Source organism: Chitinophaga filiformis (assembly GCF_021646545.1).
Classification (GTDB): Bacteria; Bacteroidota; Bacteroidia; order Chitinophagales; family Chitinophagaceae; genus Chitinophaga; species Chitinophaga filiformis_A.
The window spans coordinates 123,317-142,772 of sequence record NZ_JAKIRP010000001.1 but is presented as its reverse complement, the minus strand read 5'-3'; the positions used below and the strand labels follow the sequence as shown (position 1 = coordinate 142,772).

The 19,456-nt window shown below is 44.1% G+C and carries 18 protein-coding genes and 1 tRNA gene; 9 read left to right on the top strand and 10 right to left on the bottom strand.

Features of this window, described 5'->3' with window-relative positions:
* Positions 1 to 74 precede the first annotated feature (74 nt).
* Both fabF and L3C95_RS00605 read right to left on the bottom strand, forming a co-directional pair.
* Positions 75 to 1,337 (bottom strand): beta-ketoacyl-ACP synthase II, encoded by a 1,263-nt coding sequence (gene fabF, locus L3C95_RS00610; protein ID WP_236384111.1) that lies wholly within the window; start codon positions 1,335 to 1,337, stop codon positions 75 to 77.
* 111 nt (positions 1,338 to 1,448) lie between these two features.
* A complete protein-coding gene (locus tag L3C95_RS00605; RefSeq protein ID WP_236384110.1) occupies positions 1,449 to 2,525 on the bottom strand; it encodes a fatty acid desaturase family protein in 1,077 nt (358 codons plus the stop codon).
* A 134-nt stretch (positions 2,526 to 2,659) separates the two neighbouring features.
* Between L3C95_RS00605 and L3C95_RS00600 the strand changes: the two genes are divergently transcribed.
* From L3C95_RS00600 to L3C95_RS00585, 4 genes are all read left to right on the top strand, one after another.
* Positions 2,660 to 2,748 (top strand) — tRNA-Ser (locus L3C95_RS00600).
* Between the two features lie 507 nt (positions 2,749 to 3,255).
* Complete coding sequence (locus L3C95_RS00595; protein WP_236384109.1) at positions 3,256 to 4,095, top strand: SGNH/GDSL hydrolase family protein; 840 nt, start codon at positions 3,256 to 3,258, stop codon at positions 4,093 to 4,095.
* Positions 4,096 to 4,369: 274 nt separating this feature from the next.
* Entirely contained in the window at positions 4,370 to 5,191 is an 822-nt protein-coding gene (locus tag L3C95_RS00590) for an SDR family oxidoreductase (RefSeq protein WP_236384108.1), read from the top strand.
* A 90-nt stretch (positions 5,192 to 5,281) separates the two neighbouring features.
* Complete coding sequence (locus tag L3C95_RS00585) at positions 5,282 to 6,199, top strand: helix-turn-helix domain-containing protein (RefSeq protein ID WP_236384107.1); 918 nt, start codon at positions 5,282 to 5,284, stop codon at positions 6,197 to 6,199.
* A gap of 137 nt (positions 6,200 to 6,336) precedes the next feature.
* On the opposite strand, the gene L3C95_RS00580 is transcribed toward L3C95_RS00585, so the two are convergent.
* The 4 genes from L3C95_RS00580 to L3C95_RS00565 form a co-directional block, all read right to left on the bottom strand.
* Positions 6,337 to 7,074 carry an SDR family oxidoreductase gene (locus tag L3C95_RS00580; RefSeq protein WP_236384106.1) on the bottom strand — a complete coding sequence of 246 codons (738 nt, stop codon included), beginning with the start codon at positions 7,072 to 7,074 and terminating at the stop codon, positions 6,337 to 6,339.
* A 68-nt stretch (positions 7,075 to 7,142) separates the two neighbouring features.
* Positions 7,143 to 8,024, bottom strand: coding sequence for a helix-turn-helix domain-containing protein (locus L3C95_RS00575; protein ID WP_236384105.1), 882 nt, complete (start codon positions 8,022 to 8,024; stop codon positions 7,143 to 7,145).
* Positions 8,025 to 8,385: 361 nt separating this feature from the next.
* A complete protein-coding gene (locus tag L3C95_RS00570; RefSeq protein ID WP_236384104.1) occupies positions 8,386 to 9,360 on the bottom strand; it encodes an MBL fold metallo-hydrolase in 975 nt (324 codons plus the stop codon).
* 86 nt (positions 9,361 to 9,446) lie between these two features.
* Positions 9,447 to 10,013, bottom strand: coding sequence for a Crp/Fnr family transcriptional regulator (locus L3C95_RS00565; RefSeq protein WP_236384103.1), 567 nt, complete (start codon positions 10,011 to 10,013; stop codon positions 9,447 to 9,449).
* 171 nt (positions 10,014 to 10,184) lie between these two features.
* On the opposite strand from L3C95_RS00565, the gene L3C95_RS00560 reads away from it, so the two are divergent.
* The 4 genes from L3C95_RS00560 to L3C95_RS00545 all read left to right on the top strand — a co-directional run bounded on the left by L3C95_RS00560 (position 10,185) and on the right by L3C95_RS00545 (position 14,270).
* A complete protein-coding gene (locus L3C95_RS00560; protein WP_236384102.1) occupies positions 10,185 to 10,529 on the top strand; it encodes a YciI family protein in 345 nt (114 codons plus the stop codon).
* A gap of 50 nt (positions 10,530 to 10,579) precedes the next feature.
* Positions 10,580 to 10,960, top strand: a complete 381-nt coding sequence (locus L3C95_RS00555) for a YciI family protein (protein ID WP_236384101.1) — start codon at positions 10,580 to 10,582, stop codon at positions 10,958 to 10,960.
* A 61-nt stretch (positions 10,961 to 11,021) separates the two neighbouring features.
* Positions 11,022 to 12,248 (top strand): RNA polymerase sigma factor, encoded by a 1,227-nt coding sequence (locus tag L3C95_RS00550; protein WP_236384100.1) that lies wholly within the window; start codon positions 11,022 to 11,024, stop codon positions 12,246 to 12,248.
* Between the two features lie 192 nt (positions 12,249 to 12,440).
* The gene (locus tag L3C95_RS00545) at positions 12,441 to 14,270 is read left to right on the top strand and encodes an FG-GAP-like repeat-containing protein (protein ID WP_236384099.1); all 1,830 of its coding nucleotides are present in this window, start codon (positions 12,441 to 12,443) and stop codon (positions 14,268 to 14,270) included.
* Positions 14,271 to 14,324: 54 nt separating this feature from the next.
* On the opposite strand, the gene L3C95_RS00540 is transcribed toward L3C95_RS00545, so the two are convergent.
* A complete protein-coding gene (locus L3C95_RS00540) occupies positions 14,325 to 14,825 on the bottom strand; it encodes a hypothetical protein (protein WP_236384098.1) in 501 nt (166 codons plus the stop codon).
* A gap of 186 nt (positions 14,826 to 15,011) precedes the next feature.
* On the opposite strand from L3C95_RS00540, the gene L3C95_RS00535 reads away from it, so the two are divergent.
* Positions 15,012 to 15,701, top strand: coding sequence for a DUF2461 domain-containing protein (locus L3C95_RS00535; RefSeq protein ID WP_236384097.1), 690 nt, complete (start codon positions 15,012 to 15,014; stop codon positions 15,699 to 15,701).
* A 61-nt stretch (positions 15,702 to 15,762) separates the two neighbouring features.
* Here the strand turns inward: L3C95_RS00535 and L3C95_RS00530 are convergent, their stop codons facing one another.
* The 3 genes from L3C95_RS00530 to L3C95_RS00520 all read right to left on the bottom strand — a co-directional run bounded on the left by L3C95_RS00530 (position 15,763) and on the right by L3C95_RS00520 (position 18,824).
* Positions 15,763 to 16,800 carry a DUF6340 family protein gene (locus tag L3C95_RS00530; RefSeq protein WP_236384096.1) on the bottom strand — a complete coding sequence of 346 codons (1,038 nt, stop codon included), beginning with the start codon at positions 16,798 to 16,800 and terminating at the stop codon, positions 15,763 to 15,765.
* 275 nt (positions 16,801 to 17,075) lie between these two features.
* Positions 17,076 to 18,224, bottom strand: a complete 1,149-nt coding sequence (locus L3C95_RS00525) for a FecR family protein (RefSeq protein WP_236384095.1) — start codon at positions 18,222 to 18,224, stop codon at positions 17,076 to 17,078.
* Positions 18,225 to 18,269: 45 nt separating this feature from the next.
* A complete protein-coding gene (locus tag L3C95_RS00520; RefSeq protein WP_262915811.1) occupies positions 18,270 to 18,824 on the bottom strand; it encodes an RNA polymerase sigma factor in 555 nt (184 codons plus the stop codon).
* Positions 18,825 to 19,456: the final 632 nt, after the last annotated feature.

The window sequence follows — 19,456 nt, the reverse complement described above, 5'->3', positions numbered from 1 at the left end:
GGGAATGCGCGATATAAAAAAGGAGCGAATTACGACCGTAATCCGCTCCTTTTACTATTAATATAGTCTGGCTATTAAGCCTTGTATTTTTTGAATATGACGATCGCATTATGACCACCGAAACCGAAAGTATTGCTCATAGCAACATTTACGGGACGTTCCTGTGCCTTACCGAGGGTCAGGTTCAGGTTGGTAGGGATGCCTTCACCAAGGGAGGTGGTATTGATGGTTGGCGGTACCAGGTCGAACTGGGTAGCCTTGATACAAGCGATCGCTTCGATGGCGCCGGCAGCACCCAGAAGGTGACCGGTCATAGATTTGGTAGCGCTGATATTGAGTTTGGTAATATGATCGCCGAATACGCCGGTGATACCTTTCAGCTCGCTTACATCGCCCAGTGGGGTGGAAGTAGCGTGTGCGTTGATATAGTCAACATCTTCCGGTTTCAGCTCAGCATCTTCCAGGGCTCTCTGCATACCCAGGCGGGCGCCGAGACCTTCAGGATGGGTAGCGGTCAGGTGATACGCGTCAGCGGTCATAGCGCCACCTACCATTTCTGCGTAGATGGTAGCGCCTCTTTTCACTGCGTGTTCGTACTCTTCCAGGATGATCGCACCAGCGCCTTCACCCATTACGAAACCATCGCGGTCAGCGTCGAAGGGACGGGAAGCGGTAGCATGGTCTTCGTTGCGGGTAGACAGTGCCTTGAGGGCATTGAAACCGGCGATACCAGCGCGGGTAACAGGTGCTTCTGAACCACCAGCCACGATAGCGTTGGCTTTACCCAGACGGATGTAGTTGAAAGCATCTACCAGTGCGCTGCTGGAAGAAGCGCAGGCAGATACCGTACAGTAGTTCACACCCATGAAACCATATTTCATGGAGATCTGACCTGCTGCGATATCAGAGATCAGTTTGGGAATGAAGAAAGGATTGAATTTAGGAACGAAGTTACCCTGAGCGAATTCAACGATCTGGTCTTCGAAGGTCTGCATACCACCGTTACCGGACGCCCAGATCACACCGATCTGTGTCTTGTCCACACCATCCAGGTGAAGGCCTGCATGTTCAACTGCTTCCTGGGCAGCCACCATGGCATATTGCGTAAACATGTCCATTTTACGGGCTTCCTTCTTTTCCATGAATTTCTCTATATCAAAACCCTTGAGTTCGCAGGCGAACTTGGTTTTAAACTCCGTAGTGTCGAAACGGGTAATAGGACCAGCACCACCGGTACCAGATTTAAGATTATTCCAGAATGTGTTTACATCGTTTCCGATAGGCGTTAAGGCCCCCAGCCCGGTAACCACAACCCTTTTTAACGTAACAGTGCGCATAATGCTTTGACTTTAAAATCGAAAGTTAGAGCGCAAATTTAGTCACTTATTCTTATGATTACGCATATTCATAAGATTTATGTGTCATATAAATAAAAAGGGGGCAATTTATCAAGCCACAGCGCTGGTTGCGGGTACGCTGGTCACGTCTATTTTTTGCGTACGAGACCTCAGGAAGGCCATAATTTCCTCGTCGGAATTGAATCTGTTACCAATATTCACGAAATTCCTGGCCAGGAGGTCGTACCGCTTTGTCATCAGGTAGAGCCAGACGTGCAGGAAGTGAATACCGTCAAATACGATGGCGTCGTTGGCAATGTACTCAGGCAGTGTTTTGCGGAAATAGACCGGATGTTCAGTCCAGTGCATGGAGGGTTTTATGTGATGGCTGATGTGGTAGCCGTCATTCCAGCATTTATGGTTGTATTTGGTATTAATACAGGTAATACTGTTCTTATATGCGTTGTCGGGCTCGCTGGCATCTATAAAAGCGTGTTGCGCCCAGTTACCCACCATCATGATGATCCTCGAAATAATAAAGGGGAGAATAAATACCGTCAGGGTAGCAGGGAAGCTGATAAAAGACAGTCCGATACAGACAAGGAAGAAGATCAGTTCTCCCCTGGCGGCCCTTACCATTAGTTTCTGGCGGTGTTTACGGATGAAATACTGGCAGAGGGTCACAATGCCCGTGAATACAAAGCTTGCCAGGTATTTGCTGAAGCCCCGGAAGGAATCGCGCTGGTAGGCCATGGTGCTGCTTTCATCCTCGGGCATATTGTTTTCCGGGTGATGCATGCCGATATGATGGCTGTAGTAAGTTTCCGGGGTCTGTCCAAATAATGGTCCTATTACCCAGGGCAGGTAATGGTTCAGGATACCATATTTTTTATTGAAGAATACCCGGTGACTGGTACAGTGCAGCATCAGGCCGAAGGAGCCTTTGTACCTGAAATTGTTCAGTACCTGGTAAACAATGGCGGCAGTCCACCATAACCATCCGGGTATGGGCAAATATAAAATGACTGCTAAGGGCAGTAATATTAATGTCAGTTCCAGAGTCAGATAAAGAAATGGAAGGTCGCGCTCATCGCGGATCATGGATTTGAAGAATCTCCGGAAGGCATTGTCGGGCCCCTTAGGACTAACGTATACGGGATCAGTGATTACACCGGTGAAAAGTTTCATTAACAGTTGTTTAGGTCTGATCGCATTGGTTCTATTAAGTTAAACGAATAAATCGGATAAATCTTATTCTAAAAAACTTTTGGATACGTTAAAATAATTCCTATTTTTGCAACCCCTAACGGGGAAATTGATTCGGTGAGATGCCTGAGTGGCCGAAAGGAACGGTTTGCTAAACCGTCGTACGGGTTAAACTGTACCGAGGGTTCGAATCCCTCTCTCACCGCAAATAAGTAAAAGTGGGTATAATCGAGCAAGAATGCTTAGTTATACCCACTTTTTTTATGTTCATATTTGCCCGTATCAGACTATCCCAATTTTCCTTCGCTCTTCCTCTATAATCTTTGACAGTTTATCTTACCAGGCAGACTAATAAGATACTTGGACAAAAACCTGTGGTAAACCGGAGATTACATACCTCATCAGATTTTCGTTCTTACTTGCGCAGCGTGTTTTACCTGGTCGAACATAAGCAGCATCCGGGATGGCAAATATGATAAAGTAGATGACACTTATCTATCTACTTATTATATTCAGGGTATAAAATTCTATAATGCCCCGTTTACTAAACTTAAACAGTGCCAGGTTTTTATTTTTTTCTGGGAGTCGTAAGCTTCCGGATGAGGCTACCGTGCATGGACAACGCAGTGCTGCACCAAAGCCACTGGCAGATCAACAATAATTTACCAGCAATTCGTCAGCACTGAAATATTTTGAAGTTTTAAAAAACGCTATGAAAAAGTATCTATCAATACTATTTGCCGTAATGTTATTGTGTTCATTCAGGGAGAAAGAATTAACCTGGGTGGCTATCGGCGATTCCATTACCTATCTCAACGATCATCCGGATGAAACAGGTAACAGGGTATCTAAGGGTTACTTAACCCGCGTGACTGAGATCTTACCCAATCTCAAATATATTAATCAGGGACATAATGGATGGACATCAGGTGGGATTGCCGATAACATTGAAAGTCTTGGTCTGATCAAAGCGGATGTATATTCTGTTTTTCTCGGTACCAACGACTGGTGGCAGGGCAGACCGGTAGGAAAGATCGATGACTATCAGCATGACAATGGAAATACAACAGTTTACGGTTCCTTCCGGATCATTATCAACAAGATCCGCCAACTGAATCCCAAAGCAAAGATCGTATTGATCACACCTATGCAGCGTAACGATTTTATTTATATCGCAGACGCTAAAAATAATGCTTTCGGCTCCTATCAGAAAAAAAACGGGCAGGCATTGGAAGAATTTGCCAATGCAGTTTTAACTATCGGACGCTTTGAACAGATACCTGTTGTCGACCTGTACCATCATCCACTGCTTAAACTGGAGAACATGGTAAAGTTCAAACGTCTTAAAAATCCCCAAAACGGTAAATATGTCAATTATACTTACCCGGTATCCGTGAGCATACCATTCAATCCTGAAAATGATGAATATCCCTATCCACCGGATGCGATAAACCTTACATACGACGGGTTACATCCATCAGATAAAGGAAATTCCATCATAGCATCTGCGCTTGCAGCTGTATTCAGACAACTTGGTTTGTCTCCGCGTTAGGATGCATATATTAAGCTGACTGCTCATACTGTGCGATCAGGATTTCAGCTTCACTGCAGCACTTTATTGACCCTATATAATAGCGTTTATTTAGGCAAGGTTCCCTGCGCCTGGGATAGTCATTCGATTTTAGAAAAATTATCCGAACAAACAACCATTCATATTTAGGACCAACAAACAGCGCGTACCTCATTTTTGACTACAACGAAAGTAGATTCGGCTTCATTTGTCCCTGAGTTGTTGCGGACTTTTGCATCAACAAAAAATATGAAGTATGAAACAAAAAGTATGGTTTATTACAGGAGCATCAAAGGGATTTGGAAATGAATGGGCAAAAGCAGCGTTGCAACGCGGAGATAAAGTTGTTGCTACTGCCCGTGCTATTCATAGCCTGAAAGATTTGCAAGCAGAATATAAGGAGAGTGTATTGCTGCTGCAGCTTGATGTTACACAACGTGAAGCCTGTTTTACTGCTGTTGAAAAAGCACATCAGCGTTTTGGAAGAATAGATGTTGTTGTGAATAATGCAGGGTATGGTTTGTTTGGTATGGTGGAAGAAATAACGGAAGCTGAAGCAAGGGCACAAATGGAAACAAATTTCTTTGGTGCATTATGGGTTACACAAGCCGTATTGCCAATTATGCGTAAACAACAAAGCGGACATATTATGCAGGTGTCAAGTATCGGAGGGATTATTGCAAATATAAGTCTTGGACTTTATCACGCATCCAAATGGGCTTTGGAAGCATTTTCCGAATCCTTAAGTAAAGAAGTAGCCGGTATGGGCATTCATGTTACCATTATTGAACCAGGTGGTTATAAAACAGACTGGGGTGGAAGCTCTGCTGTACATACAAGTGCTAATGCAGATTATGGCAAGGTAAGAGAAGAGCATGCCAAGGTACGTGGCTTATTCAAGTTGGGCGATCCTAAAGCAACAGCAGATGTAATTATGCAAATTGCTGACTTGGGCAAGCCGCCGCTGAGAATTTTCCTGGGAGAACAATCTCTTCAGTGGGCGAAAGATTTATATCGGGCAAGAATAGAGAACTGGGAAAAATGGCAGCATTTATCACTGCAGGCGCAAGGTAACTAAAATATATGCGGAATACGTATAGTGGGTAAATGCAAAAACGTATTGAAGTTTCGGGTAGGTAGTCATTGTAATTAAAATTATTTTTGTGGTATGGCAAATCAAAAACCTCACAGGATAAAAACAATCAGCGAATTTCATCGGTATAATGGTTTGCCAAATCCTGAACATCCGCTTATCAGCATTGTAGACTATGCAACAATGTATAGGAATACAAGTGAAGATTCAGACACCTTGCTTTTAGGATACTATGCTATTTCGCTAAAACGCGGTGTGAGCAAAATGTTTTACGGTCAACAGCAATATGATTTTGATGAAGGTGTATTGTGTTTTATGGCGCCCAATCAGATATTGAGAACAAACAGCAACCCGGATGAAAATGTTAAACGTTCGGGTTGGTTGTTGCTCATTCATCCGGAGTTTTTATGGGGCACACCATTAGCAACAAAAATGAAGCAGTATGAATTTTTCGATTATTCGTTAAGCGAAGCCCTGTTTCTTTCAGAAAAGGAAGAAGATATTTTGAACAATATCATTCAAAATATCCGGCAGGAATATCATACAAACATTGATAAATTCAGTCAGGACATTATCATTTCCCAGATTGAAACATTGCTGAACTATTCGGAACGTTTTTATCAGCGACAATTCATTACACGTAAAGTTACCAATCACCAAATCCTTGACCGATTGGAGAAGTTACTTACAGATTATTTTGAAAATGATGATCTGATAAAAAACGGTTTGCCGAGTGTTCAATACATTGCCGACACGTTGAACGTCTCGCCAAGTTATTTAAGCGGGTTGCTTAAAGTGCTTACAGGACAGAGCACACAGCAACACATTCACGATAAACTGATTGAAAAGGCAAAAGAAAAATTATCTACAACAGATTTGTCTGTAAGCGAAATTGCTTACGAATTAGGCTTTGAACACCCGCAATCATTCAGTAAACTTTTCAGGGCAAAAACCCAACTTTCGCCTTTGGAGTTTAGACAATCATTTAACTAACCGGCAAAAGCCCGGATGTTCACTATAAGGTTCTCAAACTGTCCCTCGCAGCCTGCGGGAAAGTTAAAAGGCCTTCAGACAGATCTGAAGGCTTTTTAATTGCAGCATGTTATGGGAGAAGGTTTATTGCCGCAGCATTACCATGGACAATTAGCCGGTTCAGCAAAATACTCCTCACTAAAATACTTACCTGTTGGCCCATCCTGGCCGATCAGTGCATATTTGGCAATACGTTGTCCCGCTGCTTCCGGGGTGCTTGTACCTTGATGATTGGTGAAATCTGTTTGTGTCCAACCCGGACAAACGGCGTTCACTTTGAATGGGGTGTCGCGCAGTTCATAGGCCAGGTTGACTGTGTACATATTCACCGCTGTTTTGGAAGATTGGTAGATGACATATCTTTTTGGGTATTGATCACTGTAAATGTCTGCTGCCAGGGAAAGTGATGCCATGCTGGTAGTTACGTTTACAATGCGTGGCGCAGGTGATTTTTTAAGCAAATCTATAAATGCCGTTGTAACCCGTACTACGCCGAAGACGTTGGTGTTGTAAACCATCTGATATTGATCGGCCGGAGATACGAGGGCGGATTGCTCAAACCCTCCGGCGATGCCTGCGTTGTTTACCAATACGTCTAAAACTCCGGTTTTGTCACCTATCGTTTTTCTTGCTGCATCAACAGATTGCTGATCAGTTACATCCAGTTGAATGGACTCAATATTGCCAAGCCCTTCAGCTTTTAACTTTTCCGCAGCGACCGAACCATTTTCGGAGTTACGGCTGCCTAAATAAACGAAGAATCCTTGTTGGGCGAGTATTTTAGCTACTTCAAAGCCAATGCCTTTATTAGCTCCTGTTACTAGTGCTGACTTCATATACCTTTTTATTTGATTAATGAAGCAAAGCTAGCCAGCTAACAAGCGTGCAACGGGGACAAATCGTTCTAATTGTGGGACAAATCACGCAGATCAGCTACGTAACGGCTCACACTCTTCCCGGTGCTTTTTTTGAAGAGGCGGGAGAAATACCCGGGGTCACTAAAGCCCAGATCATAAGCCAGTTCCTTGACGGAAATTGTAGAATATTGCAGCTTCCGTTGGGCCTCCATCATGAGCCGGTTAATGATCCATTCTTTTGGAGAAACGCCGGCAAATTCCTTTACAATACTATACAGCGTACTGCTGTTCAACGCCAGTTGCTCAGCTATGCTGTGTACATCGTGTTGCTCCGTCAGGTTCGTTTCTACAGCCAGCTTGAATGCGATGTATTTTGATAATTTGGAGTTGGCAACGATCTCCTGACTTTGATATTGCTCAAAATAGGCCGTGTTAAATTCGGTCAGCAGTGTATGTAAATGCGCCAGGATCACCTCCGCCTTTTTTTGTTTGCCAGGCGAGTGAAGCAACTGAAACAGCCCGGACAGCAGGTTTTTTATCCGTTGTTGGGCGGCTATATCGAAAGAGATGGAATTTGCATTAAATGGATTGAGAAGGAACGGATAGGAGCCAGGCAGCAACGTTAACGTATGGTCATCAAATGAAAGTGCATAATGCAGTATGTTTTTATCGTAGGGCAGCTTGGTGAAAACCTGATTAGGCAAACCAAAGGCCAGCTCACCATCGTTGATGATAAATTCCTGCAAGTCAGATTTAAAGGTTGCCGGACCTTTCTCTATATATTGAAAATAATAATAGGAAAGCCGATGCGGTTTAACCAATATCTGCATCACATCATCCGGTAACGGGATCGCACAATGTTCATTCAGCGCAATGCATACTTTATCGTGGTGCCGGATCTTATCCAGTAGTCCCTTAGTATCCTCCATTATTGAACGTTTACTGGTAACAAAGATATTACAGAAGTACAAAAGATTGGAGGGAATACTTACCCGGCCTTTGGCTACATCCATGCCCTGGTGCTCCGTCTCTGACCCGGTTCAGGTCCGGTTCGACTTCGCTCCGACTATACTCAAGATGTATAGCTATAGGCGCTATAGTCCTGCATTAGGCCTGCTATTCTATAGCCAACGCTATAGAACAGTGCCTATAATGCTATAGTAGAGCACCTATAAGCTATAGGGTCAACCGAATCTCGAGTATAGGTCAAGGGAATATTAAAGCTCGAAATGCTGTTCTGGTAACGGTAGGGCTGGCTTAAGAGGGCGTCACGAGAACACCCTCTTTGTTTTATTTATCCGAAAATGCCGTCGTATAGTTAGCCGGCACCCATTCAAACTGCTTACCGCTGGCTTTTAAATGCCCCATTCCCGGAAATGAAAGGTGCGGCGCGGCAATCCAGTAACCTTCCTTAACTGCCTCATTAAAGATCTTGCGACGGGCGGCAGCAGCTGCCGTCAGGTCTACGTCAAAGTCAATTGTTACCGAGGGATCGGTGAATTGCACTGCTCCTGCATGTATCACATCACCCCAGAAAACAAGTTTTTGCCCTTTACTTTGTATCATGTAAAAACTATGACCTGGCGTATGACCGAAGGCGTTGATAGCGGTGATGCCTGGGAACAATTGCGTGCCGACGTCATAAGTCCTTACTTTACCAGCTTGCTGATAGGGCATGAGCGCAGCCTGCGCCGGATCGAAGAAAGGTTGTGCCCTTTTGTTGGCCTTTTCCTTATTGCCGGTTGTGAGCCAGAATTCAGCTTCTTTTTTGTTGATGTAAATGGTCGCATTGGGGAAGACCATTTTATCGCCTTCTACAAGGCCGCCTACATGATCAGCATGCAGATGTGTCAGCAGCACAGCGTTGATATTTTCGGGGCTTAACCCTGCGTCAATAAGATGCTGTTTTAATTTACCCAGGGTTGGCCCAAAGAAGCTGCCACAGCCAGCATCGATCAGGATCTGCTGATTGTTTGCCAGGATAAGGTAGCCGCTTATTGAAGTCTCGGCGATGGTGTCAAGAAAGTTGCTATGCAGCAGCTCCTGTACTTCACCGGGCTTTGTCTCGTGTAGCAGTGTTTTCAGATTCAGGGGAATGGTACCATCAGAAAGAGCGATCACCTGGTAGTCGCCGAGTTGCATCCGGTAAAAGCCTGGCTGGTCGGGAAGCCGGGAACCTGTTGTTTGGGCTTTGGCGGCGAAGATCCCGCTTAATAATAATAACGTCAGTATTCCTTTTAAGGATAATGCACTTAGAAATTTCATTGCTTTAAAATTAGAGCACAAATTTCCTGTGGAGCTTTCCGGGGCGAAAGGACATTTGTCACTTAAAAATTGTGACAAATGTGTCGTTATTTCCGGTATAAACGGCTTATGGTTTCTCTGGAAACGCCAAGGTAAGAGGCTATATGCGTCTTAGGGATCCGGTTGTACAGATGTGGATATTGATGGACGAAGTTTTCAAACCGTTCTTTGGCGCTGCCCATGATCATCAGTTGTAGTCTTTTTTGCAAGGCAACATAGCCCATATTCGATTTTACGGCGATATAATGTTCAAATTTCCAGATCTCCCTACCCAGCTTAGCACGGTCTTCATAAGATAATGCTAAGAGGTGGCAATCTTCCAGGCATTCAATAGCGGTAGATGCAGGAATCTGTTTCATAAAAGCCTCTCTTTCTGAGATCCACCAGTTCTCCGCTGCAAACTGATAGGTGAATTCCTTGCCGGTATTATCAGTTACATACGACCTCAGACAGCCTTGCAGTACAAAATACTCGTGTTTTACCAAATCGCCCTCCCTTACCAATGAACTGTGCTTTTTGAGCCTGAGAGGCGTAAAGTGAGATAAAATATAGTCAAATTCTTCATCTGTCAGTTTGCTGACAGATGCTATATGTGTTCTTAAAGGGTGCGACATCATGCAAATTTAAAGAATGTGGGGATTATGTCGCGTTGGGTGGTCTTTCATAGAATAAACAGACGAGGTTTTACAGGCAGATTCAGCTGCGCAAAAAATATTTTTCCCTTTTCTGTCCAATATCGGTTTTTTCATTCGTCATAGGTTTTTAACACTTAAAATTCAGTAAACATGAAAGACTATTTATTGTTATTGCGTGGTGGAATACCCATGACCAGCAAAACAGAAGCGCAAAATAAGGCAGAAATGCAGGAATGGGGAGCCTACATGGGCGGCCTTGGTCAGACTGGAAAATTGGTAGGTGGATTACCCCTGGTAGGCGGCGGACGAACCGTTTCTGCCAATGGAACCACTGCTGAAGCGGTCACCTCTGCCAAAGAAGGCATCGTAGGCGGCTACCTGATCGTGAAGGCCGGCAGCTTTGATGAGGCTGTTGAAATTGCAAAGAAATGTCCTCATATTGCCAATGAAGGAAATATCGAAGTACGTGAGATCGCCCCAATGCCTGCCATGTAAATTTCGAAGTTGACACCATTAGTTTAGTTTATATACAAAAAAAGTAAACCATGAAAGAGTTTTTAATGATCTTCAGAAATGAGAAACGGGATGGCGGCGCAGCTCCATCCGCAGAGCAAATGCAGCTTGTCATGAAAGAATGGCAAAACTGGATAGGTAGTATTGCCTCACAGGGGAAATTTTTGGGGACGAACAGGCTGTATAGCGAAGGCAGTACCCTGTTGCCTGATGGTACCGTTTTAGACGGTCCTTATGCGGAACTAAAGGAAGTAGTTGGTGGTTACCTGCTTGTTAAGGCAGAAAGTCTGCAGGCAGCCCAGGAAATGGCGAAGGGCTGTCCAAATCTCAAATATGGTGGCAATGTGGAAATAAGAGCAGTCATGTCTATAGATCAGGATGTAAAGTCAAAGGCCTTCCTCGCCGAAAAGTAAAACAAATCGCTGATCTCTTCGATACTACGAGTACATTTGTAGTATTGAAGAGATCATTGTCATGGAACAGGAAGTGGTATCAGCGTTATTTAAAACCGAATACCGGAAAATTGTTTCGGTACTGTGCAAGCTTTTTGGACTGGAACACATTCAAATAGCTGAAGATATTGTAAGCGATGTGTTTTTGCTGGCTTGTGAGACCTGGGGCCTGAAAGGGCTACCTGAAAATCCCACTGCCTGGATCTATCTGGTTTCAAAAAACAGGACGAAAGATTATTTGAAAAGGAACAACCTTTTCCGGCAGAAAATTCAGGCTGAAATTGTAAACAGTTCATCAGCAGATGTGGAGCTGGAACTGGATCTTTCCCACAAAAATATAGAGGATAGTCAGCTGCAAATGATGTTTGCCATTTGCCATCCTTCTATTCCATCAGAAGCACAGATAGCATTGTCCCTACGCTTACTTTGCGGATTCGGCATTGATGAAATTGCAAATGCGTTCCAGACGAATAAGGAAACTATCAATAAGCGGCTTTTCAGGGCTAAGGAAAAATTAAGAAAGGATCATATCAAACTTGAATTTCCTGCACCCTCGGAGATCACCGGCCGATTGGAAGCAGTTGCAACAACATTGTACCTGCTCTTTAACGAAGGTTATTTTTCGACGCAGAAAGATATTAAGCTGCAAGAAAAATTTTGTCTTGAAGCTATGCAGTTAACCTATTTGCTGGCTTCTAATAAAGCAACTAATCTGCCCTTTATCCAGGCACTTCTATCATTGATGTGTTTTCATTCCTCGAGATTTGATGCCCGGCTGGATGAAGATGGGGACTACATCTTATATGAAAAGCAAAATGAAGGTCTTTGGAACCAGGAGTTGATTGAAAGAGGTAAATCCTATCTTTACCGGGCTTTCGAAGCAGGGCAAATATCCAAATACCACTACCAGGCGGCCATAGCGTACTGGCATACCCATCAGGCTGACAGCGCAGAAAAATGGGAAAATATCTTACAGCTATACAACCATTTGCTGCAAATAGAATACTCTCCTATTACTGCTTTGAACCGGACATTTGCATCGTATAAGGTACAGGGAAAGGCGATAGCCATTGCCGAAGCAGAAAAATTGAAATTGGATAATAATCATTTGTATCACTCGCTTTTAGGAGAGCTCTATACGGGTATTGATGATAGAAAGGCGATTGTCCATTTTGAGCAGGCTTTGGAACTGGCAAAGTCGAAAGCTGATAAGAAGATCATCGTTGACAAATTAAGTGTTTTGAGATGAAAACATGATGGTATATGCCGCCTGCGATAACCTGGTTTTTATGCTGTTGCGCCACATGAAAACTATTTGTTCATTTTTCCTGAAATCTCAGTAAATTACCATTGTAAAGCCCGTTATTCACCCTCTAAATATACCTAAACAGAACCCTATATTATTTCCCATAATCAATAATCCATAAAACCCAAAAGTCAGATGAAAACAAAAATCTGCGTGCTGCTGCTTTGCATATCAGCAGTCATGTTTGGTTGTAAAAAAGACACAGCCAAAGAAACCCACAAGGATGCACCTGCTTCCCCTTCAAAAGCCCGTACCGTGGGAGCACTTTTCCGTGATTCTGTTGCATACAGAAAGTTAATCCGCGAAGACCGTTTGCAAGGCGCCAGAACACTCGCCCTTTGTCCCGCAGTAGACATCGCTTATCTATTCCCTCCACCAGGAGACCAGGGCATACAGGGAAGTTGCGTCAGCTGGGCTGTAGCCTATGGCGCCAAAAGCTTCTATGAAAGAGCGGAGATTGGCTGGCCATTGACGTCTGCTAATCACCTGTTCAGTCCTCAGTATGTGTACAGCCAGACCCACTACAGTAACGCACCAGGCGGTGGCGGTTCTTACTTCAACGATGCATTGAACCTTGTTGTAAACCAGGGTGTTTCTACTTTGGATGTCATGCCCTATAATCCGTTCGATGACTACGGTTTCCAAAATACTCCCAACCTTGACCAGCGCCGTCAGGCTTTTTACTTCAGGAATGCCACCTGGTCAGCGATCCCTACCCGCAGTGTAGAAGAGATCCGCGTACACCTGTGTAATCGTGAGCCGGTATTATTGGGCTTTCCTGTATTCCCGGACTTTGACAACCTGGGCATTGGCAATGAAATCTATGACGACCTTTCCGGTACTTCACGTGGTGGGCACGCTGTTGTAATTGTTGGATATGATGATTCCCGCCGGGCTTTCAGAATACTCAATCAGTGGACACAGTTCTGGGGACTGAACGGTTATGGCTGGATCAGTTATGATCTTATTGCCAACAATAGCTGGGAGGCTTACGTTATGTACGACAGCGAAAATCCATTGTTAGGCGAGACCGCCAATGCTACAACTACTGCTGGTATGAGCACGATTGGCTATGTAAGCGGTGATTTTAATGGAGATGGGTATACAGATGTCATCCATCCCTGGGATTATAATGGTAATCTGGCGGTATTGGTGCATAATATCGCTGGTGCAGGCACTAACGTGATCAGCGATCAACTCAGCATGGGTGGTGCCGGATCGGGCAATGTCGGTATGGTAGCAGGCGATGTGAACGGAGATGGTAAATGTGATCTGATCCAGGCCTGGGATAATGGCGGTAGAATGGCGTTTACTACATTCATTTCCAATGGATCTTCCTTTACCAGGAGCTGGGATGGCACGATGAACCAGGGTTCTGGTAATCTTCGTCTTCTTCCTGTAGATATGGATGGTGATGGTAAAACAGACATCGCTCAAATCTTTAACAACGGTGGTAAACTAGGCATTATCGTTTACCGTTCCAATGGATCTTCCTATTACGATGCAGGCGCTTATGTACCTTCCAATATCGGATCGAATAATGTGGGCTTCTTTCCTGCTGATTGGAACGGTGATGGTAAAACAGATATTATCCAATGCTGGAATAATGGCGGAGCGCTTGGTATTATGGTGCACGGCTCCAACGGTAGTGGTTATTCCACCGTGCATAGTGGTACGTCACCTCAGGGGTATGGCAATGTTGGATTAGTGCCGCTTGACTATGATGGTGATGGTAAAACAGACTTTGTACAATGCTGGAACAGGAGTGGTATACTTAATATGATCCTATACAGGTCTACCGGATCTTCATTTGACTATGTCGGTAATTACGCTTCTATGGAAGGGGCCACTAACTATGGCATATTACCGGTGAAACGGCCAGGTGAGCGGGATGCATTTGTGCAGGTATATAGGAACGGATCTAATACAGCATTCTTCAGGTATGGTGTGTTGAATTATCAATAGTAGTTGAAAGTATTTTGATAAAGGAGTAGCAGGCCGCCTGCTACTCCTTTGTATTTATACTGACTGAAGTTTCCTGTTTTGTGCTTTCAATTTGTACAGCTGATAGCATATACCCACGACAAAAACCAGGGCGAGTACGCCCATAACGGGTTGAAGTGCGGGATCTTGCTGTCCGGTTGCAAATGGATGCCCTAAGGGCACGCGTATAAGCGTTTCTGTGAATGCAGGTACCAGGGAGAAGAATAATGTAAGCGACATTAGAACTACCTGGATGTACTGCCATTTCTGCCCGAATAATTTTATTGAAGACGCATAATATGCCAGCGGTAGCATTACCAGGATCATAACCGCCAGGAAATGTCCAGCTGATAAATGTCCGCTGCTCATGATCGGGAATGAGGTCAGACAGGCTAATGCGGTCAGCACAATATAGATTTTTCCGGATCTCTTCTGGGGGGCGATCACGCCAAAGCTAAACAGTGATATAAATGCGGGGATGAGGGCCAACACGCCGATTATTGTGTGGATGAGGCCCAAGGTTGATAGATGAATCATAGTGGTAAGTATTAGAGTGTTAGTAGGGATGGCAAGGGGAATGCCATTGGATAAGTGACTGGCAGACAGTGCAATAGTGGATTGCCTGCGGGCCGTTTTTTTGTGATATGTCGCAATTAGTGTGTGGATTAGCGAAATATCGTTTTTCGTGTTAGTATCTTTGCAAAGATATTTAAACCGGATCTTATGGCCAAGCAGGCATTATTACTTCCATCAGGCTTTGACTTTTTGAATAAATTAAAAAAGAATAATAACAGGGAATGGTTTAACGCACATAAGGATACTTTCCTGAATGAGCTGGCCATTGTAGAGAACTTTGCGGAGGCATTACTGCAGGCGCTGAGTGCCCATGACGAGATAGAAACTCCTTCCGGTAAGAAAAGTCTGTACCGTATTTACAGAGATACCCGTTTCTCGGCAGATAAAACGCCCTATAAGACGCATTGGAGCGGTAGTTTTAAGCGTGCGACCAAGTATCGCCGGGGAGGATATTATTTCCATATTGAGCCTGGCAATAGCTTTATTGCGGGTGGGTTCTTTGGGCCCAGTACAGAAGATCTTAAGCGGATCAGGGAAGACATTGCATTTGATCCGGCTCCGTTACGAAAAATTCTGAAGGCTAAGTCGTTTGTTTCGACATTTGGTGAGCTGAGAGGGGAACAGCTGAAAACTGCTCCGAAGGGGTTTGCTGCAGATCATGAGGGGATTGATCTGTTGCGTCACAAGCAATTTCTTTTGATCCGGAATTTTTCGGATGAAGTGGTTTTGAGTGGTGAGTTTCTTAAAGAAGCGAATCAGACGTTTAAGCATATGCGTCCGTTTTTCGATTACATGAGTGATGTGTTGACGACGGATATTAACGGGGAGGCGTTGTGATGGGAATGTATTAAAAAGACATGTGTATGGGACAGGTTCGCTATCCCATACACCTTGCACTTTAGCTTTGCTGCTGATATTGCAGCACACTGTTGTTTGCTTTTCTGTTTTTAAGCATGTTGACATATTTCAGTGCCAGACGGTTATTATAGTTCTCATAAGCCTTCTGCGCCCATTCTATGGCCTTATCCAGCTCCCCGTTTATTTCGCAGATGATCGCCATATTGTAACATGCCCTGCCTGCGATCTTGGCACTGGAGGAGTTTGTTTCTTTCTTCCATAATTCGGCAGCACCATCCCAGTTGCCTGTTTGCGCTTTACGTTTAGCGGTGCTGAAGTTGTCAGTTCCTTTCACGTAGTAGTCCCTGGTCACCCTGATCCAGTAAGGGATCAATCTAAACGCATAATCCTGCCCCGTTTTCCTGCTGACGTCGAGTACAGCTTCTTTCCGGTTGATGATGGCGCCGGCAGCAGCTACGGGGTTAATTCCTTTTCCTGTGAAGGTGATGTCTTTGGCAATTGCATATTCGTCCAGTATTGACTTCTCCACCGGGTCGTAGATCCTCCAGCCGGTTTTCACGGTAGTGAGCATGTTGGCGTGGTGTTCGATACCAGGGATGCTGCCCAGCGGTGTTTTCATTGATACCGGAACGGCGGCATAGCTCACTTTTGAATCGGTGTCAAACAGTTCCAGAGAGAACAGTGCGTCCACATGTTTTTCCCGGCAGATCTTTTCAACTACGTCCCATGTCAGTGGCGCGGGAAATTGTCCGGGCACGTTTGTCCGCAGGTCAATACTATTGAAAGCGGTGACATTAGTGAACCTGTTATTTTTGATCAGTTCATCGGCAAGTCCGATAACGCCTGCCTGGGCGGCTTTTCTGTCAAGGCTATCGCCTTCCACGGTAAGTACTTTATCAATGATGTCCAGGGCTTTGTTTTTGTCTGCAACGGTACTTCTGTTAACGATCCCCACATTTTTGATATCGGGGGATATGGTCACCGGCGCCGGTTGCTGGACCCTGATATAGACAAGATTTGTAGACCTACAGGAATAAAGTGCGACCGAAGTCACAAGGATAGAGAACAGCTTTTTCATAGGTAAATGATTTCTCCCGAACGTTAATTAATTGATAGTGAAATATTTAATTGCCCCGTTTACGATGTTTGATATGGCATTTATGACAAGATAGTAATAAATATTAGAATATGTATATATGGGCTGAATGCGCGGAGGGGCATGCCGGGGAATGGGGATACAATGGATGAAGGTGAATTCACATTGTTGGGGAACGAAAAGGGAATCTTTAAATGGTTAACCTGATAAACGTTGGATGAGGTGTAGAGATGGCGATAAACAAGATTAATGGTTGATTATTTGATATGGAATACTCCATTTTTATCTGTGTAATAATCTATACCGTTAGTAGCTTTTAAGGCCTTTAATACGTTTTCAACCGGCTGGTGTCTGTCTATGACACCTGTGAAACGTTTGCCGGCAACTTCTTTGTTATCCAGTTCCAGGGAGATACCATAGAGGCGGGGGATCACCCGGCATACCTCGTCTAACCTGGCATTGCTGAAGAGGAATTTCCCCAGTCTCCAGCTGAGTACATCTGTTTCGTCGAAAGACCTGGTATTGATCTTATTGGAGGAATAGACCGCTTCCTGGCCTGGAGTCAGTTGAAGACTATCTGTTTTGCTGATCACTTTAACGGCGCCCTGTACTAATGCGATTCGGGCTACACCGCTGTCGTAGGTATTGACATTAAATTCAGTACCGAGTACTCGGACGGTGGAATTGGGAAGATGCACAATAAATGGCTGGCTGGCGTTTTTAGCAATCATGAGATAGGCTTCTCCGTTGATATACACTTCTCTGTTTCCAGCTTTAAAAGCGAGCGGGAAACGGATGGAGGTCGCAGCGTTCAGCTGTACCTGTGTACCGTCGGATAAGTGTATGGTATAATCTTTCCCGGCGGGAACGGTAAGCGTCGCAAATTCGGCGGCGCTGGTGGCGGTAGTGGTATATGTGAGTGTTTTATTGTGTGTTTTGAGTACGGCATTACCGGCGACTACCTGGCTGGTATCAGTGTTGAGTGTGATGACCTGGCCGTTTGCCATTTTTAACTGGATCTGTTGTTTGTTAGTAGCGGTTTGCGCTATGTTAACATTGTTATCTGTTTTCCCTGAGTATTCTGATCTAAAAAAAGTTGGAATAGTTAGTAATGCGATCACAGCGGCGGCAGCGGCAGCTGTCAATGTACTTATTGCAACAACTTTTTTACGTTTCTGGCGGTGTATACGGTTGATGATCTTGTCTGCGGGATCCTCGTATGGTTGGCGTTTCAGATAATCCTGTACTTCAGGGGTAGTTAATACGTTTAGCATGTCTTCCCGCATAGCCCTGGCATCCTCATTCACTGATATTTCCTGGAATAGTGTTTCTCGTCCGGCTTCAGAAAGGTTTCCGGATATTTCGTCTAAGACCAATATTCTAATATCTTCGAGATTCGTCTTCATTTCCAATATATAAAGTAATTAGTAGGTACCAGGTAACGTCCGTTCCTAGAATATTTTTACGGTGTGCAGCTTTTCCCGCAGTATTTTCAATGCCTTACTGATATTATTTTTTACTACCTGGAGGCTGATATTCTGTTCAGCAGCTATTGTTTTCTGGCTTTTGTCTTCGAGGTAGAGTTTTACGAAAGATTTGCGGGCGGCAGGTGGAATATATTCCATGGCGTTCTTTAGTTGTTTTGCGAGCTCCGCGCTTTCGAACGGTTTCATCTGCGTGCTGGATTCCTGAAAGTAGCTGTATAGGTCCTGTCTTTTGCCTCTTGTTTTATCTTTTCGGAGCTTTATCAGACTTTCATTGCGGGTAGCTCTTAACAGGTAGGCCATGAGTGAAGGTTTAAGCTCCACCTTCTCTTTTACGTTCCAGAAACGAATGAAGACTTCCTGAACGATATCTTCGGCCTCATCCATATCCCGGATGACATAGTATGCTTCCATGAGCATTTGTGGTCGGTATAGGTCGACAAGTTCTCGCAGGGCAGATTCATCTCCCTTTTTCAGACGTTGTAGGATGTCGGCTTCCTTATTTAGACTTTCCCCTTTCATATTCCGTCCAGGCAGTTACTATAACTGTCGTAATTCATTGGTTTAGGTACGTATCACAAATAGTTTACCAGGCCGGTTATCAAAGTAGGATAACAAACCTGGTATATTAAATTTATAATGGCTTTTAAGTGGAAAAGATTTGAGGGAATATGGATGATCACTTGGCATTCTTTGGTACTGAGCGTGTCAGTTCCGGCTGAAGTTAATTAAAAGGTAATACATTTTTATGCGTGCAACAACATTATTTTTTGAGAACAATTGAAAATAATATCGTGTTATAATAAATAAAATAATCGGAATACGTCACTAGAGTTTTGGGGAGGCAAATACCCAATGGCTCATTTTTTACCTTTTTGAAAAACCAATCTGTAGACAGGACGAAATTAATAAGGACTAGCACTGCGAAAATTTCTCAGAAAAAAGTTTGCTTATGGACGTTACCTTACTGTTAAATTTTACTTTTATTATTGGGAACAATATCAAATCTGAATGTTTGAAGTTTTGCTATGCCTTTGAAATCAACTAAGACAACTCGTTGGGGGTACCTACAACGCGTAGAACTTTTATCATAGAAATTCTTCCCAGTAACCATAGACATCTTCACTGTCGCACTCAAGACAGAGCAACATACC

What these genes read in the sequence shown, in the direction of transcription:
- fabF (WP_236384111.1), bottom strand. Translation starts at nt 1,337, where the DNA reads ATGCGCACTGTTACGTTAAAAAGGGTTGTGGTTACCGGGCTGGGGGCC.
- L3C95_RS00605 (WP_236384110.1), bottom strand. Translation starts at nt 2,525, where the DNA reads ATGAAACTTTTCACCGGTGTAATCACTGATCCCGTATACGTTAGTCCT.
- L3C95_RS00595 (WP_236384109.1), top strand. Translation starts at nt 3,256, where the DNA reads ATGAAAAAGTATCTATCAATACTATTTGCCGTAATGTTATTGTGTTCA.
- L3C95_RS00590 (WP_236384108.1), top strand. Translation starts at nt 4,370, where the DNA reads ATGAAACAAAAAGTATGGTTTATTACAGGAGCATCAAAGGGATTTGGA.
- L3C95_RS00585 (WP_236384107.1), top strand. Translation starts at nt 5,282, where the DNA reads ATGGCAAATCAAAAACCTCACAGGATAAAAACAATCAGCGAATTTCAT.
- L3C95_RS00580 (WP_236384106.1), bottom strand. Translation starts at nt 7,074, where the DNA reads ATGAAGTCAGCACTAGTAACAGGAGCTAATAAAGGCATTGGCTTTGAA.
- L3C95_RS00575 (WP_236384105.1), bottom strand. Translation starts at nt 8,024, where the DNA reads ATGGAGGATACTAAGGGACTACTGGATAAGATCCGGCACCACGATAAA.
- L3C95_RS00570 (WP_236384104.1), bottom strand. Translation starts at nt 9,360, where the DNA reads ATGAAATTTCTAAGTGCATTATCCTTAAAAGGAATACTGACGTTATTA.
- L3C95_RS00565 (WP_236384103.1), bottom strand. Translation starts at nt 10,013, where the DNA reads ATGTCGCACCCTTTAAGAACACATATAGCATCTGTCAGCAAACTGACA.
- L3C95_RS00560 (WP_236384102.1), top strand. Translation starts at nt 10,185, where the DNA reads ATGAAAGACTATTTATTGTTATTGCGTGGTGGAATACCCATGACCAGC.
- L3C95_RS00555 (WP_236384101.1), top strand. Translation starts at nt 10,580, where the DNA reads ATGAAAGAGTTTTTAATGATCTTCAGAAATGAGAAACGGGATGGCGGC.
- L3C95_RS00550 (WP_236384100.1), top strand. Translation starts at nt 11,022, where the DNA reads ATGGAACAGGAAGTGGTATCAGCGTTATTTAAAACCGAATACCGGAAA.
- L3C95_RS00545 (WP_236384099.1), top strand. Translation starts at nt 12,441, where the DNA reads ATGAAAACAAAAATCTGCGTGCTGCTGCTTTGCATATCAGCAGTCATG.
- L3C95_RS00540 (WP_236384098.1), bottom strand. Translation starts at nt 14,825, where the DNA reads ATGATTCATCTATCAACCTTGGGCCTCATCCACACAATAATCGGCGTG.
- L3C95_RS00535 (WP_236384097.1), top strand. Translation starts at nt 15,012, where the DNA reads ATGGCCAAGCAGGCATTATTACTTCCATCAGGCTTTGACTTTTTGAAT.
- L3C95_RS00530 (WP_236384096.1), bottom strand. Translation starts at nt 16,800, where the DNA reads ATGAAAAAGCTGTTCTCTATCCTTGTGACTTCGGTCGCACTTTATTCC.
- L3C95_RS00525 (WP_236384095.1), bottom strand. Translation starts at nt 18,224, where the DNA reads ATGAAGACGAATCTCGAAGATATTAGAATATTGGTCTTAGACGAAATA.
- L3C95_RS00520 (WP_262915811.1), bottom strand. Translation starts at nt 18,824, where the DNA reads ATGAAAGGGGAAAGTCTAAATAAGGAAGCCGACATCCTACAACGTCTG.